Origin of the sequence: Enterococcus sp. AN402, assembly GCF_040719405.1 — a bacterium.
Taxonomy (GTDB): domain Bacteria; phylum Bacillota; class Bacilli; order Lactobacillales; family Enterococcaceae; genus Enterococcus; species Enterococcus faecalis.
Genome location: NZ_JBFDTM010000004.1, coordinates 1783426 through 1798978 on the forward strand (window position 1 = coordinate 1783426; position 15553 = coordinate 1798978).

Here is a 15553-nt window from a genome sequence, read left to right on the forward strand (position 1 = left end):
AAAATGTCCTATCAAGCGATGAAGAAATTAATTGCTCGGCTCCACAACAGTGCTTCATCTGTTCTTAAACTATCGGGAGCTACTTTTCTTGTTAATTTATCAGTTAAAACAAAAAACATGTGAATCACCTTTCTTATGCTTGTATTCTACCATAGAATGACAAGAAAGCAAGCCACGTTGGTTTATAACGAAAGGAGCCCACAAACAATCATTTTGTCGGCTCCCTATCCCTGTTATTCTGATAAATAATTTAATGCATAGCGTACGTGGTACTCTGCTGCTAAAAGTAAGGCACGTTCATCAATATCAAATTGTTCATGATGGTGTCCAAAATGAGTAGCAGGATTTTCAGGGTTTCGTGAACCGACCCGTCCATAGATACCAGGAATTACCGCTAAGTAATCAGCAAAATCATCCGCCCCTAAACTTTTAGGATGATCGGTCACAACATTTTCAAAACCAACAATTTCACTGGCTACCTGCTGTGCACGGTTGGTTGCTTGTTCTTCATTAATTAATGGATTCGCTGCCGCATAAACAGAAAAATCAGCAATTTCTGTGCGATGAGACTGGGCAATTTCATGGGCAATTTCTTCGACTCGTTGTAAAACAAATTGGCGCGTTTCCTGACTAAATGTTCGAACAGTACCTTCAATGGTTGCCTGGTTTGCTACAATATTATAGCGTGTTCCTGCTTGTAAAACGCCAATTCCTACTACGACAGAATCTAAAGGATCAATCTCGCGCGCTACAATTTTTTGTAATTCCACAACGATACTGGCCGCTGCTAAAACAGCATCCCGGCCATTCTGTGGTTGGGCGACGTGACTACTTTGACCACTGACTTCAATTTTAAAAATATCACAAGAGGCGTTGGTGGCGCCTTTGGTAGCAACTAATTTTCCGACTGGCACACTGGAATCTAAATGAATCCCAAACACTTGGTCGATTGCTTCTAAATAATTTCCTTCCACAAATTGTCGAGCGCCTGCACCAATTTCTTCAGCTGGCTGGAAGGCCAGTTTAACCGTTCCTGAAAAGGTATCCTGATGTTTTTTGAGCACTTTAGCTGCACCTAGCAATGCTGCAGCATGACCATCGTGTCCACAAGCATGATTGAGTCCTGGATTTTTAGAAGCATAGGCAGCGCCTGTTGCATCTGGCAATTCCAACGCATCAATATCTGCACGTAACAAAATCGTTTTGCCAGCGCCAAGACCTCCTTCAATGGTTGCTAAAACACCCGTTTCCCCTACTTCTACAAAAGGAATAGCTAAGGCTAGTAGTTCTTCTTTAATTCGCTTAATCGTTTCATATTCTTTTAAACTTGCTTCAGGATATTGATGAAAATGACGTCTTAAATGGATTATCCATTCCTTTTCTGTAGCAATAGCTTCTTGGATTGTTTGAATCGTTGTTGTACTCATTATAAATGCCTCCTTTATTTTTTACCAAATGTTTCCCAGGCTGGAACATTGGCGCCTTTTGATGTTTCTGCAATGACCTTTTTCGTTTCTTCTTGTTGATATTCTTCTACAACTTTTTGATAAAGTTTATTCTCTTGATCTTCTTCTCGAGCCACGACAATGTTCACATAAGGTTTCGCTTTTTCGTTTACAGGTTCTAAGAAAATAGCATCTTTATCTGGTGTATACCCAGCATCGACAGCCATGCCGCTATTAATCACTGAAGCATCGACATCTTGTAAAGCACGCGCTGTTTGCGTAGCATCTAATTCAGTTATTTTCAATTGGCGTTTATTTTCAGTAATATCACTGACAGTCGGTAGTTGCTGTTTCGCAGGATCTACTTTTATCAGTCCTGCAGTTTGTAATAAAATTAACGCCCGCCCACCATTCGTTGGGTCATTAGGAATAGCAATTTCTCCGCCGTCTTTAATTTTCGTGATATCTTTCAATTTATTAGCGTAAATTCCCAATGGTGCATTGACTGTATTGCCAATTGATACTAATTTCGTTCCATGCTCTTTATTGTAATTGTCTAAAAAGATTTGATGCTGAAAGGCATTTAAATCAATTTCTTTTTCTGCTAATGCTGCGTTTGGTTGCGTATAGTCTGTAAATTCTACCAATTGTAAATCAATATTTTTCTTTTTCAAACGGTCTTTGACCGATTCCCATTCATCATTTTTTGTTCCTACAACCCCTAGTTTAACGGTTTCTGTCTTAGTATCCTTCGCAGACCCCGATGCACAACCTGCAATCGTAAAAGCTAATACCCCAATAAGTCCAATTAATTTACTAAATTTTTTCATTTGTCAGTTCTCCTTTTTCTAATGTGATGTTTTTTTGATTAATTGATTACTAATGGCTTGACTGATAAATACCATAATTAAAATAATTAACGTGGCCATAAATGTCACATCGGTTTGAAACCGATTGTAGCCTCGAGTAATCGCTAAGTTGCCCAGACCACCGGCTCCAATCGCTCCTGCCATGGCTGTTAATCCAATCAAATTAATAATTGTCACTGCTGAAACACGAATAATACTTGGTAACCCTTCAATTAGATAAACCCGAAAAATAATCCCTAAGGGACTCGTCCCCATGGCTTCTGCCGCTTCAATAACGCCAGGATCCACTTCTAATAACGCATTTTCAATTTGGCGCGCGAAGAACGGGATTACGCCAATAACTAATGGGACTAACGCTGCGGTTGTACCAATTGTCGTTCCTGCCAAAATTCGTGTTAATGGTTGAATCAGTGCGAGCATAATAATGAAAGGAATAGAGCGGCAAACATTAATAATTTTTTCTAAGACACTATACAGGGGTGGATTTTTCAAAACACCACTGGGGCCAGTACTGACAAGCACGACACCCAACAAGACTCCTAACACACCAGCAATCAAGGCTGTCCAAAAAACCATGTATAATGTTTCCCATGTACTTTGAAGAAACTCTTGTTTTAATTGGACAACATTCGGAAAATATTTCTCAAATAATTGATACATTCTCAGTTCACTCCTTTTTTAAATCACCTGTAAATTCTGCTTTTGCTTCGTTTGCTGATAGGTTTTCAAAACATTGGTTCGCACGCCTTGTTTCGCTAAATAAGCAAGGGCTTGTTGACGCTGGGCCTCATCACCAGAAAGCACCACAATTAAATGGCCAATAGGAACATTTTGAACAATTTCGACATTGCCATAAAGGATATTCGTATACACCTGATATTGGCTATACAATTGTGCAATTAATGGCTCGTTCGTTTGATCTCCCACATAAGAAAACTCAATTAATTCTTGATTTTTATCTAAATCAGCTAATTTAGGATGTTCAAGAATCGTGGTTAATGCTTGGTCAATATGAGTTGCTGTCCGAATAAAATCTTTGGTTAAAGGTTGTTGGGGTTGACTAAAAATCGAAACAATATCGTTTGATTCGACAACGCAGCCATTTTCCATCACCGCGACTTTATTACAAATTTCTTTAACCACTTGCATTTCATGGGTGATTAAGACAATCGTCAAATTCAGTTCTTGATTTAACTTTTTTAACAAGGCTAAAATCTGTCCCGTTGTTTTTGGATCTAACGCACTCGTCGCTTCATCACAAAGTAAAATTTCAGGATCATTTGCTAAAGCGCGGGCAATCGCAACCCGCTGTTTTTGCCCTCCTGATAGTTGACTGGGGTAAGCGTCCCGTTTTTCACTTAGTCCAACTAGCTCTAATAAATGGCTGATTTTTTGACGCCGCTCAGTTTTACTTAGCCCAGAATATTTTAATGAAAAATCGATATTACTAAATATGGTCCGCTCTTTCATCAAATTAAAATGTTGAAAAATCATTCCAATCTTTTTTCGTTGTTGTCGTAATTCCTTTTTAGAAAAAGTTAAAATATTTTCTTTGTTAATAATAACGGTGCCCGCTGTTGGTCGTTGCAATAAATTAATTACCCGTACTAACGTACTTTTTCCAGCACCGGAATAACCAACGATTCCGTAGATATCCCCTTTATCAATTGTCAAAGAAACATCTTGAACAGCCTGAATTTCTTGTTTTTTTTGTTGAAATGTCACACTGATATTTTTTAGTTCAATCATTCTTTATCCCCCTTCATTCTTACCAACCTGCATTTTTTCATAAAAAAGAAAAAAGCATCCTCAACGACACAACTCGAGTTGTATCGTTGAGGACGCTTTTTTGCGTGTTACCACCTCATGTTCAGAATTTGCTCACACAAATTCCCTTTTCAAGTACGGAACAATATGTTCGATACCCTAGCTCGATAACGGGAGCCCCCGTCGCCGCCTTGTGTTTAACACTCGGAGCGCTTGCTCAATAGCCATTTTCCAAAACGTCTTTGTCACCTATTCTCAGCTACCTAGGCTCTCTGTTAGACAAATCAAGTCTTGTACTTACTATATCACTGCTTTTTTATTTTTATTCATTCTAAACTGATTTTCGTTTATTTTCAAAATCAAACAGACTAGAGTTACTACCCCTTCAAGCATCGAGTAATCGCAGATAATAGTTGCTCTCTCTTTGCATCAGTCGTAGTGCTCAACAGGATTTGACTGTGGCGAGAATCGTAGGAACACTTTCGTGCAAATGACACAACCTGCCCTTCGGTCATCTTGTACTGTTCATCACTTACAAAGGCCATACTGCGTCGAGTAATCGCAGACAGCATCTACTCTGTCGCTTCGCGCCAGTCGTAGTGCTCAACAGGATTTGACTGTGACGAGAATCACAGCCTTGGCGAGAATCGTAGGAACACTTTCGTGCAAATGACACAACCTGCCCTCCGGTCATCTTGTACTGTTCATCATCTACTCTGTCGCTTCGCGCCAGTCGTAGTGATTCACAGCAAAAAGCCCTTCACTAGCGTTTTGCTAGTAAAGGGCGAATGATTCGCGGTACCACCTTTTTTCGAAATATAACTGATTCTTTATATCTCATCTCTTATCCAAGTCTTTATTAACTTGGTGCACATGGTAACGGGTGCTTAGCCGAAATTGCTTACTTATCAGCAATTTATTCTCAGAGGCCATCTTCAACTTTTCTGAACCTTGTCCCTTTTCACCAATCAGGACTCTCTTTTGAAGGTCATCAAAATTTACTCTTCTCTTCAACGAATGAATAGTTATCTGTGATGTTGATTTACACTTTACTAGAGAAAAAAGAGATTGTCAACAGTTTTTCTTAGAAAAAAATCATTTTTCTTTTTTTACGAAAGAGCAATTGACAAACTTTCGTCTATACGTTATTCTATTTCTTGTGCACGAGATTTGTACGATTTTTCAAAAGGAACTTTGACGATTACTCGTCGCAGTGTAGCCTTTGAAAGTGAACTCTATGGGTTTCACTTCGTTGCAATCCTCGAGTTAGTTTAGCCTTTGAAAACGCCGCCTTAGCTCAGTTGGTAGAGCACCACCATGGTAAGGTGGGGGTCGCCGGTTCAAGCCCGGCAGGTGGCTTTTTGGTAAAATCCCAACTCTTTAATAAAGAGTTGGGATTTTTTTGTTTTGCCTACCCTTAGTGTTCTGTCAAGATGAGAAAATAACAAAAGCAATTTCTTCATTCCACTCGTTATGGTATATTTTAATTGTTAAATAATTATTGGAGTGGAGTACAATGATGAAACAATTACCTACAGAATCAAAAAAATTTGATTTAAAGAATTGGTGTATTGAAAATAAAGCCTATCTTCTATTGATCATTTTAATTTATCAAGTGGCAGTTTTATCCATCGGCATTATCAATTTCCCTTACTTAGATGATAATGCTCGCCAAGTCGCTGGAATGACAGATTTTGGTACGACTTACGCACGTTGGGGCAGTGAATTTCTCTCATGGTTTGTTCAAGGAAGTCGTCATTTGACAGATCTGGGCTTGACCACACCGATTCTAACAGGTCTTATCTTATCTCTCACAAGCATACTGGCTATTTATATCATCAATGACCAAAAAATTAGCTGGGGTTCCTCTTTAGTAGCTACTTTAATTGGCCTCAATCCTTGGTTCCTTCAATGTCTTAGTTTCAGGTTTGATAGTCCCTATATGGCATTGAGTATTTTTTGTTCGTTTCTTCCTTTTTATTGGTGGCAGCGTAATTCTTTTACGTTTTTCTTGGTTTCTGCCTTTTCACTGTTTGTTATGTTTAATACTTACCAAGCCTCGTCAGGAATTTATATAGTTATCGTCTTATTCCTTACTTTCAAGCAGTTACTTGCTGGAGAAAATTTCATTGCTCTTTGTAAAAAAGTCGCACTTGCTGCTATCGCTTATCTACTTTCTATAGTCAGCTACCTTATCGAGTTAAAATTTGTACCTTCCGCAACAAACAACATTGGGGGCAGTCAGGCCTTACCAAGTTTGCACGATATTCCAAGTGTGGCTTATCAAAATAGTTACCATTATTTTTCAGAGCTATTGAACCAGAGTAATCGTTTATGGCTCTTATTACTGCTCCTACTGCTTGTTTTATTTTTTATTAGTCATCTATCAAATAGCAAAATCAACTTGGGCTTAAGTTTCCTTTATTGTATCTTATATTTAGGACTTGCTTCTCTCTTAAGTTTTGGTATTTTTATTGTCTATTCAAGAAATATCGCTGGTGATGCGCCTCGCTATATTTACGGATTTGCTGTTTTTGTTACAATCAGCATGTTAAGTTTATTTAACAATCGACAAGTGAAAGCAATTTATCTAACTTCGTTACTTGTGGCCAGCTTGTTATCTTATTATATTTTATCGTTTGTTTTGGTGTATTCTTCCACATTAAACTATCAAAAAGAAGCATTCAATCGCCAAGCAGCTGTTTTAACAGATGATTTAAAAAATGTTGTAACAAACGAACGAAAAAAAGTTTATTTAAATACGTTTTTCAAAAATTCAACTGTTTATGCTAATACAAGTCGAAACTACCCAATTCTTTCAAAAATTGTGCCACCAAATGACGGTCTATACTTCCCTAATTACGTTTGGTTCAATACTTCATCGAATTTAGGAGTAGAGATGGCACCACTGACCGATACGGATATGTCTAAAAATCAAAAAGTAGTAAGTAATCACTTTTATGACATTTATACAAACAACAAAGAAATATTTGTGTTTATGAAATAATTTGTTCCATCCAAAAACACTTCTTTTGCAATAAACGTGACTGTATGGTTTGATTAAGATGGATTAAGTATTCTTTTCGGGTACATTTATTACTTCCTGAAACTTGTTTATTTCCCATTTTTCTTATGAAGTAACAAAATTTTTGAGAAAAAACAGCTCGTTTTCTATGTTATGATAGAGAAGTGAAAATCACCAGAAAGGTTGTTGCGGACTATGAGAACTCATCAGAAAAAATTATTTTTATTTTCAATGATTTTATGGTTAGTTGAATTTTTAATTACACGGATTTCTGATTCTTTTCCAGGAGCAACGCCATTGTTCGTTGTGATTTGCTTGATTCAAGGAATCCTTTTTACTTATTTCTGTCTTGCTTTTTTCTATTATCCGCAATAATCAGTCAAGAAAAGCAATTAGAGCAGATTCAGCAAATTTCTGAAACCGAAAAAATGGCACGTCCTCGTTTTTAGGACGTGCCATTTTTTAAAGCATTATTTGTGTAAAAGCCGTTCGTATCGCCTGTTGAACTTTTTGAACAGCAGCGATTTGATGGCCTTTTGCTTCAGTCAATTCTTTTTCAATATATTCAGGATAGTAGGTTGCCAAATAACCCAAGACCCAGATAGTTGGATCTGAAATAACCGTCTCTGCTAATGGATACAAATAGGCAAGATGCAACCGAATTTCTTCTTCCAAATGCTGCAGCATAATTGGATCATCATTTTCTAAACGATTCCTAAGTTCAGTACAAATTTCGGAATAGATCGGCGTATTTAACGGTCCAGTTTTTCCTTCTAGTAAGACTGTCTGAGGCTGATTGTCATACCAAAGAAAAGTCAGTGGTTCTGAAAATTGCAACAGTGCTAATTCTTCAATAAACCATTCCCGAGCAAAATAACTAAGTGCTTGGTTCATAACTAAATCTTTTGCGACTTCCACAAATACTGGTTTAGGCAAATATAAACTGACTTTAATGTTCGCTAATTGTTGATAAACGGGCAATTGATCGCTTACTAACAAGTTCCTTTTAATTGCTTGAATTTGCTGCGTTTCTAATTGTTGATACGCCTCTTCCACTTGCATTAATTGCTGTTCTAACGTTTTTTGTTGTGCTAGCGTTATTTTTTTAGTTTGAAGTAATTGCTTCAATAAAATATACCCTTCAATAAAGCGACGACTTTGACTATAAATTTGCATATAAATTGCCGCTGTTTCAAGGTTCTCAAAATAAGTCTCTTGGAACGCTTCTGCCAATGCTAGTGCTTCGTCAGCTTCACCCATTTCCAACAATAATTGGACAATTTTTTGGTTTACTGGCGGCGTTTGTTGTAGCTGATAGGCTTGTTGAAAATTTTCTAAAGCGGCGATCTGATTATGTTCTACAAGTGCTTCTTCTCCTTGTGCAATAAAACGTTCATAGTTTTTTGGAAATTCATGAATGGTACTCATATCTAACCTCCTTTATTTCTTATTTAAAGCAGATGAGCCTGGGACAAAAATCACTTTGGATTTTTGCTCCAGGCTCAAAACCTGATAACCGGTGGGAACAGAACCAACACTACGCGTTGCTAGGAGCTAAACGGTTCTGTCCCGACCTCGATTTTAACTATTCAAACGGACTTTTTTAGTAAAGATTACGAATAATAATTGCCGTTTCTAGGTCGCCCTCAGCGTTCATCTTCTCCGCCTTTTCTTCTAAACTATACCCAGCAAAACTTTCGTTTGTTAAAACATCTGCTACTGTAAATTTAGCAACTTTTTCAATACTGACCGCATCTGGGGCTACTTCTTGCACGCTATCCCAGCCTGTATCAATAAAGACCTTTGTATCTTCTGTAATCGCTTCGTTTGCTTCTAACGCCTGCATAATTTCTTTTAACTGTGCATACGTCATAACCTCGACTTGATTTTCCATTTAAACGCCTCACTTTGCCATTCCTTTTTAAGGATTAGGTTTTAATTTTAGACTTTTTCTTTAATTGTTTTTAATGCGTGATATAAGGCATATTTCATCGGTTTGGCTTTCCATTGGAAATTGCCCATTAATTCTTCGACATGACCGCCAAAGGATTGTTTGAATTTAAGAACCCCATCACTTCCATCAAAGACACCGTCAACGCCATAAAAATTATATTTGGGAATGTTATTTTCTACTGTGTAAGTTAACATTTTATGTTGAATTAAATACGGTGCATAGTATTGTTTATATTTTTCATACGTACCACTAAACAAGTAAACCACTTCTTGTGGATGAACAATGAATAAGGCGCCTGCTAAAATTTCAGGTTCATCTGATGTTTTCATTTCTTTAGCCTCGTCAATCCGTTTGCGCACGGTACGAACTTCATCTTCAAATTCACGTTTCTGGTTATTTTTTTTACGGCTTTTAGGATTAGCAATTAACGCTTCATTGACTTCGTTGAGCGTCTCTTGTAATTTGCGTAATTTCTCATGAAGATTTTCTAAATAAGTAGCAAAGTTTAGTTCCGCCACCATAAATTTCGCTCGTTCGCCAAACTCTTCATAAACAGCTTGGTAATAAGCTAAATCCTTATCTTCAAAATTACGCCGTGCACTTGTTTCTTCCGTTAATTTCTTAAAGAGAGGTAGCTCTTCGTAACGAAGTTCTCGGGTTGTTACTCCGTATTCCCATGTTTTCTTGATATCATATTTAGCATCTTTTCCATAAGATTTCCAAAGCTCTTCTTCTGTTAATCCAGCCATATCTTTGACAAACAGCCAACGTGGCGCGCCATCAAAATTGTGCACATCAAATCCTTGGTGTTCAAAACCAATTGATGTGAAATAGTCAAATGTTTCTTGATTGACCTTTTCAACTTCACCGCCATTAAAATCACGTAAACAAATTTGTTTATTTGGAGTAAAGGTTAAATAAAGGCCATCATTTTTTTTCACATATTTTTTTAAGCCTGTGAAAAAGGCTTCTACACATTTTTTATCTGTATAATCCATCAAAATCCCGCCGTCAATGTCGAAAGCATAACCAATTTTGACTTTTTTCTTGCTTAGGATACACGCAGCAATTAGTTGGCCTTCTCGTTTGACGCCAACGTATTCACAATGCCAGCCACGTCGTTCCAATAAATGTTTCATTTCGGGTGTTTCTAAAAAATTACCTGCAGGATGTGTCATTGCAAAGGTAGTAAATTCTTGTTCAGTTAATGTACTAAACTGATCCATATCAAACAACTCACAATCTTTTTTTGTTAAATAAATTAGCACTTTTCAGCTTAACCTACTTTTTGCTTTCTTTCAAACAAAGTTACCTCACTGGCTAATTCTTATTTTTCGGTTCTTATTAATTATATCTAATTTTGCTAAAATGCAAACAGTTTTCAACGGAAAAAAAGAATTTCTTTGGAATCTTTCATTTTTTACTGAATATCTTTCTTTTATAAAAAATATCTGAGCGTGGTACAAAAATCACTTTGGATTTTTGCTCCACGCTCAAAAACTTATAAACGGCGGGAACAGAAGCAACACTACGCGTTTCTCGGAGTTAAACGCTTCTGTCCCGACCTCAGATATTAAAACTTATGAAAACCCGTTGAACATCTTTCTCTCAGGTTCTTGATTTACTCAACAGTTACACTTTTGGCTAAGTTCCTTGGTTTATCAACATCGTAGCCTCTTTGTAAGGTTGCATAGTACGCTAATAATTGACCTGGAACAATGCTAACTAAGGCAGAAAGTAACGGATGAACATCTGGAATAATCAGTTGGTCCTGTGGTTTTGCCAAGGATTCCAAAGCAATCACAATATTTCTTGCTCCACGACTTTCGACTTCCTTTAAATTGCCTCTTGTATGGGCTGCGACTTTGGCATCTGTCACAATCCCAATCACAGGTGTTCCTTCTTCAATTAAGGCAATCGTTCCATGCTTCAATTCACCTGCCGCAAAGCCTTCTGCTTGAATGTAGGAAATTTCTTTCAACTTCAAGGCCGCTTCCATCGACACATAATAGTCGACTCCTCGCCCGATATAGAAGGCATTTCGAGTATACGTCAGATAATCTTCCACCAAGGCTTTCATTTGTTGTTTTTCATCAATCAAGGTTTCCATGACAGCTGCTACCACGCTCAATTCGTGAGCCACATCAAATGAGACGGCTGCTAATGTTTGGCGTTCTTCGCCAATTGCTTTTGCTAAAATAGCTAAGATAGCGATTTGAGCAGTATAAGCTTTGGTGGAAGCGACAGCAATTTCTGGTCCTGCGTGTAATAACAAGGTATCGTCCGCTTCACGTGATAATGTTGAGCCAGCAACATTTGTTAATGTAAGTGATGGATGCCCTAATTCATTAACCTGTACCAGTACTTGGCGACTATCTGCCGTTTCACCACTTTGACTTAAGAAAATGAAGAACGGTTTTTCAGATAAAATAGGCATGTTGTAGCCAAATTCGCTTGATAAATGAACTTCCACAGGAATACTGGCAATCGTTTCAATTAAAGATTTTCCGACCCAACCTGCATTATAACTTGTCCCACAAGCAATAATGTAAATTCGGTCACATTGGTTAATTTTTTCAAGTAACGCCTCATCTAAAGTCACTTTTTCACCTTGAGTATACGCTTGAACAATTTTACGCATCACTGCAGGTTGTTCATCAATTTCTTTGAGCATATAAAACGGATATGTTCCTTTTTCAATGTCATTTAAATCTAATTGCGCTTCAAAAGGTTCTCGGTTGATTACTTGTCCTTCTGGCGTTTCGATTACTACTTTGTCCGCTGTAACAGTTACAATTTCACCATCAACAATCTCAACAAATTGATTGGTTTCTTTAATCATCGCCATCGCGTCACTACAAATAACATTAAAGCCTTCACCTAGACCGATAAGTAACGGGCTTTTATTTTTCGCTACGTAGATAGTATTGGGGTCCATTTTATCCATTAATGCAAAAGCGTATGAACCTTTAATTTCGGCTAAAGCCGCTTTAAAAGCATCTTTTGTTGAAAAACCATTTTCAGCAAAATGAGCAATTAATTGAACGACGATTTCAGTATCTGTATCACCAATTAAGTGAGCACCACTTAAAAATTGTTCTTTTAATTCTTCAAAGTTTTCAATGACACCATTATGCACTAATGCAAAGCGTTGATCGCTTGAAACATGGGGATGTGCATTGGCGACAGTTGGTTCGCCATGAGTGGCCCAACGAGTATGACCAATACCAACTGTTCCATCGATTTCTGGCGTTAATTTTGCTGCTAAATCGGCAATGCCCCCAACTGCCTTAACTACATGGGGCTGTTGGCTTTGATCATTCACACAAATCCCAGCAGAATCATAACCTCTATATTCCAATTTTGTTAATCCTTGAATCAAACTTTCCGTGACATTTTCTTTTCCAATCATTCCGACAATTCCACACATAATGCTAATTCCTACTTTCCAATTGAAATTCTGTATTTACTAGGTCCTGTTTAACTAGCAAATCCCATTATATGTTTCTACCTGCGTGATAACCGCTTTGTTCTAACTTCACAATTAGTTTTTCTTTGTTATCTGTAGAGTGCAGTCCCTAGAGCCACCCGCCGAATCTTCGATAAGCTCTCTCCTCGTCACCTGAACGTTCAGGTCTGGCGCTATCCGATATTGGTCTATATACCTCCTTTGTAAATATATTCCGTAGAAACATAAACAATCATACAATTAAAAGTAGTTACTTGTCAACAAAAATCTAAAAACCGAAAATTGGTCTAGTTCTTTAAAGTTGCAAAAAAAGAATCTAGTACACTCATAGTAAGAGAAAGTACTAGATTCTTAATAATAAAAAAATATCCGTTCTATTTATAGAACCTTATCAATTTGTTATTTATTGGAATGGATTATAAAACCGGCCACCATTCACATGGAACAACCAGAAACTGATTCCTAATAAGCATAAGGCAAGTAACATTACCGAAAAATCACGCAGATGAAAAGGTTGTTGCGCATACCACGTTCGATTTTTCTTTTGACCAAAACGCCTTAATTCCATAGCGGTACTCACAGTTTCAATTCGATCTAAACTAGATAGGATTAAGGGTAAAACGATTTGTGCTACGCCTTTGATTCGTTGGCCTAACCGTCCCTTTTTAGACATCTCATAGCCTCGCGCTTGTTGTGCTAAAGAAATATTAAAAAAATCTTCTTGGATATCGGGAATATAACGAATAGCCAGCGCTACTGCATAACTAATCCGATAACTCACACCAATTCGATTCAAGCTGGAGGCAAATTCACTAGGATTTGTTGTTAATAAAAAGATTAATGCCAACGGAATCGTACAGAAATATTTTAAAACTAAATTAAATTCATAAAATAATTCTTCTTGTGTCAAAGTAAACCGTCCGATTCCTTCCCAAATCACGGTACGTGATTGATATAAATCAACCCCATATTCAGGTGCAAAAAGGTAAACCGTTAAGATATTTAACAAAGAAAAAATAGCAATAAATTTAATAACAAAAGATATTTGATGCCATTTAATATTTGATAATTTTAACAAAACAAGCGAAACCACAGACATTCCTAACAGATAACGAGTATCATACGTGGTCATACAAGCCACAGAGACAACGATTAAAAAGACTAATTTGCTTGTGCCGTTTAAGCGATGAATCCAGGTTGAATCAGGATGATAGCCTAACATTTGTCGTTCACTCATCCAAAACGCACCTCACGATCGTAAGCAACAAATTTTTCCGTAAATAGCAAGGGATTTTCCAAGCCTAACGCTTTAGCAAAGGTAAACAAGCTTGTTTCTTTTAAAGAAGCTGCTTGAATTAATTTTTCATCTGTTAAAACAGCAACTGGAGTCGCATCTGCTAGTAAACGTCCATCACAAACTACTAACGCACGTGTTGTATATTCCAACATTAAGTGCATATCGTGAGTGATCATTAAAATAGTCACACCTAAGCGGTTCAATTCTTCTAAAAATGTCATCATTTCTGTATAATGTTTAAAATCTTGTCCAGCTGTTGGTTCATCTAAAATTAATAATTCAGGTTCTAAAACTAAGATTGATGCAATAGTTACCCGTTTTTTCTGCCCAAAACTCAACGCAGAAATCGGCCAGTTCCGGAAGGGATACAGCCCACAAATATGTAAAATATTCGTCACACGTTCCTCAATTTCTGCTTGTGGCACATCTCGTAAAACTAATCCTAAAGCTACTTCTTCAAAAATCATTTTTTTAGAAATCATTTGATTGGGATTTTGCATCACATAACCAATTTTATCTGCACGTTCTTTGATTGAATAATTGGAAAAATCCTGTCCTTCCCATAAAATCTTGCCCGATTGAGGCGTGATGAACCCGCAAATTATTTTAGAAAGTGTAGACTTCCCGGCACCATTTTTTCCTACAATGCTGATCATTTCTCCATGATGAATAGTTACTGAGAAGTCATCTAACACTTTTTCACCGTGACGATCATATTGATAGGACACTTGTTCCAAACGTAATAGTTCAGCTCCTTTGACTGCACTAACTGAACTAGGCTGGACAGACCACTGTGTCATTTTAGGAAAAACCGTTTCGCCTGATACTTCGGCTAATTTGTCTAAATGACTAACTTGTGTTAAATCAATCCCAGCATATTTCATGGCTGTAACGTACAAAGGTTCACGAATCCCTTGTTGGGTCAACGTATCTTGACGTAACAATTCATCTGGCGTTGTATCAGAAATAATTGTGCCCTCATTCATGACAATAATTCGATCAACTGATTCGCAAAGAACGTCCTCTAAGCGATGTTCTATTATTAAAACAGTCGCTTTTGTTTCTTGTTGAATGGTGTCAATCAAAGTCATTGTTTCTTGTCCCGCTCGTGGGTCAAGATTAGCCAAAGGTTCATCGAAAAGTAAAATTTTTGATTGGTTAATTAGAACGCCCGCCATAGATACACGTTGTTTTTGACCACCTGACAAATCTTGTGGACGGTGTTGCAATAACTGATTCAGCTCAACAATCTCGGACCATTTCTGAACCGCTTTTTTCATTTCTGCTTGTTCAACTGCATCGTTTTCTAAAGCAAAAGCAATATCCTCAGCAACCGTTAAACCGATAAACTGCCCATCGGTATCTTGTAAAACAGTTCCTACATCAAAAGACAAATCAAATAGACTTGTTTCTTGGATATTTTTACCAGCAACCGTAGCTGTTCCTTGAATCTCACCTTCATAAATATTGGGAATTAACCCGTTGATACATTGCGCCAATGTTGATTTACCACTACCACTAGGCCCAACGATTAAAACCTTTTCTCCTTCATAGATTGTTAATTGAATCCCCTTTAATGTTGGTTCAGATTGGCTATGATATTGAAAGGAAAAATTATTAAAAGTAATGATTGGTTTTTTCATTCGGCCTCACCTCAGTTTCTCCATAAAAGAAAGGGTCTGAGCATTAGCAAAGTAATTACTAGGGCAGACCCTTAACCATTTAAA

General features: G+C 37.3%; 12 protein-coding genes, 1 tRNA gene and 2 other annotated features. Of the genes, 3 read left to right on the forward strand and 10 right to left on the reverse strand.

From position 1 onward, the window contains the following. Nucleotides 1-233: 233 nt before the first annotated feature. The 4 genes from AB1I62_RS10140 to AB1I62_RS10155 are packed head-to-tail and all read right to left on the reverse strand — an operon-like array spanning nucleotide 234 to nucleotide 4063. Nucleotides 234-1427: an amidohydrolase gene (locus AB1I62_RS10140; protein WP_002364258.1), complete on the reverse strand. Its 1194-nt coding sequence runs from the start codon at nucleotides 1425-1427 to the stop codon at nucleotides 234-236. Nucleotides 1428-1441: 14 nt separating this feature from the next. Further along, nucleotides 1442-2275 carry a MetQ/NlpA family ABC transporter substrate-binding protein gene (locus AB1I62_RS10145; RefSeq protein WP_002366917.1) on the reverse strand — a complete coding sequence of 278 codons (834 nt, stop codon included), beginning with the start codon at nucleotides 2273-2275 and terminating at the stop codon, nucleotides 1442-1444. Nucleotides 2276-2293: 18 nt separating this feature from the next. Beyond that, nucleotides 2294-2974 (reverse strand): methionine ABC transporter permease, encoded by a 681-nt coding sequence (locus AB1I62_RS10150; protein ID WP_002359998.1) that lies wholly within the window; start codon nucleotides 2972-2974, stop codon nucleotides 2294-2296. A gap of 18 nt (nucleotides 2975-2992) precedes the next feature. Continuing rightward, nucleotides 2993-4063, reverse strand: a complete 1071-nt coding sequence (locus AB1I62_RS10155) for a methionine ABC transporter ATP-binding protein (protein WP_033625045.1) — start codon at nucleotides 4061-4063, stop codon at nucleotides 2993-2995. An 85-nt stretch (nucleotides 4064-4148) separates the two neighbouring features. Next, nucleotides 4149-4399, reverse strand: a binding site (T-box leader). 459 nt (nucleotides 4400-4858) lie between these two features. After that, nucleotides 4859-5104, reverse strand: a binding site (T-box leader). A gap of 263 nt (nucleotides 5105-5367) precedes the next feature. Between AB1I62_RS10155 and AB1I62_RS10160 the strand changes: the two genes are divergently transcribed. From AB1I62_RS10160 to AB1I62_RS10170, 3 genes are all read left to right on the forward strand, one after another. Continuing rightward, nucleotides 5368-5440, forward strand: a tRNA-Thr gene (locus AB1I62_RS10160). Between the two features lie 157 nt (nucleotides 5441-5597). Beyond that, entirely contained in the window at nucleotides 5598-7088 is a 1491-nt protein-coding gene (locus tag AB1I62_RS10165; RefSeq protein ID WP_002396599.1) for a glucosyltransferase domain-containing protein, read from the forward strand. A gap of 213 nt (nucleotides 7089-7301) precedes the next feature. Next, entirely contained in the window at nucleotides 7302-7481 is a 180-nt protein-coding gene (locus AB1I62_RS10170) for a hypothetical protein (RefSeq protein ID WP_002384325.1), read from the forward strand. Nucleotides 7482-7568: 87 nt separating this feature from the next. Here AB1I62_RS10170 and AB1I62_RS10175 read toward each other — a convergent pair whose 3' ends face one another. The 6 genes from AB1I62_RS10175 to AB1I62_RS10200 all read right to left on the reverse strand — a co-directional run bounded on the left by AB1I62_RS10175 (nucleotide 7569) and on the right by AB1I62_RS10200 (nucleotide 15469). After that, nucleotides 7569-8534, reverse strand: a complete 966-nt coding sequence (locus AB1I62_RS10175) for a hypothetical protein (RefSeq protein ID WP_104859415.1) — start codon at nucleotides 8532-8534, stop codon at nucleotides 7569-7571. 175 nt (nucleotides 8535-8709) lie between these two features. Then, the gene (locus AB1I62_RS10180; protein WP_002359936.1) at nucleotides 8710-9000 is read right to left on the reverse strand and encodes a hypothetical protein; all 291 of its coding nucleotides are present in this window, start codon (nucleotides 8998-9000) and stop codon (nucleotides 8710-8712) included. A gap of 47 nt (nucleotides 9001-9047) precedes the next feature. Further along, on the reverse strand, nucleotides 9048-10286 hold the full coding sequence (locus AB1I62_RS10185) for an aminoacyltransferase (protein WP_002362084.1): 1239 nt from the start codon (nucleotides 10284-10286) through the stop codon (nucleotides 9048-9050). Between the two features lie 395 nt (nucleotides 10287-10681). Beyond that, nucleotides 10682-12490 (reverse strand): glutamine--fructose-6-phosphate transaminase (isomerizing), encoded by a 1809-nt coding sequence (glmS, locus tag AB1I62_RS10190; RefSeq protein ID WP_033594288.1) that lies wholly within the window; start codon nucleotides 12488-12490, stop codon nucleotides 10682-10684. 442 nt (nucleotides 12491-12932) lie between these two features. Then, nucleotides 12933-13766 (reverse strand): energy-coupling factor transporter transmembrane protein EcfT, encoded by an 834-nt coding sequence (locus AB1I62_RS10195; RefSeq protein ID WP_002359933.1) that lies wholly within the window; start codon nucleotides 13764-13766, stop codon nucleotides 12933-12935. Then, on the reverse strand, nucleotides 13763-15469 hold the full coding sequence (locus tag AB1I62_RS10200) for an ABC transporter ATP-binding protein (protein ID WP_048737511.1): 1707 nt from the start codon (nucleotides 15467-15469) through the stop codon (nucleotides 13763-13765). Before AB1I62_RS10200 ends, AB1I62_RS10195 begins: the two co-directional genes overlap by 4 nt. Between the last annotated feature and the right edge of the window lie 84 nt (nucleotides 15470-15553).

Excerpts from the sequence above, each read along its gene's own strand:
- AB1I62_RS10140 (WP_002364258.1), bottom strand. The coding sequence starts at position 1,427 with ATGAGTACAACAACGATTCAAACAATCCAAGAAGCTATTGCTACAGAA.
- AB1I62_RS10145 (WP_002366917.1), bottom strand. The coding sequence starts at position 2,275 with ATGAAAAAATTTAGTAAATTAATTGGACTTATTGGGGTATTAGCTTTT.
- AB1I62_RS10150 (WP_002359998.1), bottom strand. The coding sequence starts at position 2,974 with ATGTATCAATTATTTGAGAAATATTTTCCGAATGTTGTCCAATTAAAA.
- AB1I62_RS10155 (WP_033625045.1), bottom strand. The coding sequence starts at position 4,063 with ATGATTGAACTAAAAAATATCAGTGTGACATTTCAACAAAAAAAACAA.
- AB1I62_RS10165 (WP_002396599.1), top strand. The coding sequence starts at position 5,598 with ATGATGAAACAATTACCTACAGAATCAAAAAAATTTGATTTAAAGAAT.
- AB1I62_RS10170 (WP_002384325.1), top strand. The coding sequence starts at position 7,302 with ATGAGAACTCATCAGAAAAAATTATTTTTATTTTCAATGATTTTATGG.
- AB1I62_RS10175 (WP_104859415.1), bottom strand. The coding sequence starts at position 8,534 with ATGAGTACCATTCATGAATTTCCAAAAAACTATGAACGTTTTATTGCA.
- AB1I62_RS10180 (WP_002359936.1), bottom strand. The coding sequence starts at position 9,000 with ATGGAAAATCAAGTCGAGGTTATGACGTATGCACAGTTAAAAGAAATT.
- AB1I62_RS10185 (WP_002362084.1), bottom strand. The coding sequence starts at position 10,286 with ATGGATCAGTTTAGTACATTAACTGAACAAGAATTTACTACCTTTGCA.
- glmS (WP_033594288.1), bottom strand. The coding sequence starts at position 12,490 with ATGTGTGGAATTGTCGGAATGATTGGAAAAGAAAATGTCACGGAAAGT.
- AB1I62_RS10195 (WP_002359933.1), bottom strand. The coding sequence starts at position 13,766 with ATGAGTGAACGACAAATGTTAGGCTATCATCCTGATTCAACCTGGATT.
- AB1I62_RS10200 (WP_048737511.1), bottom strand. The coding sequence starts at position 15,469 with ATGAAAAAACCAATCATTACTTTTAATAATTTTTCCTTTCAATATCAT.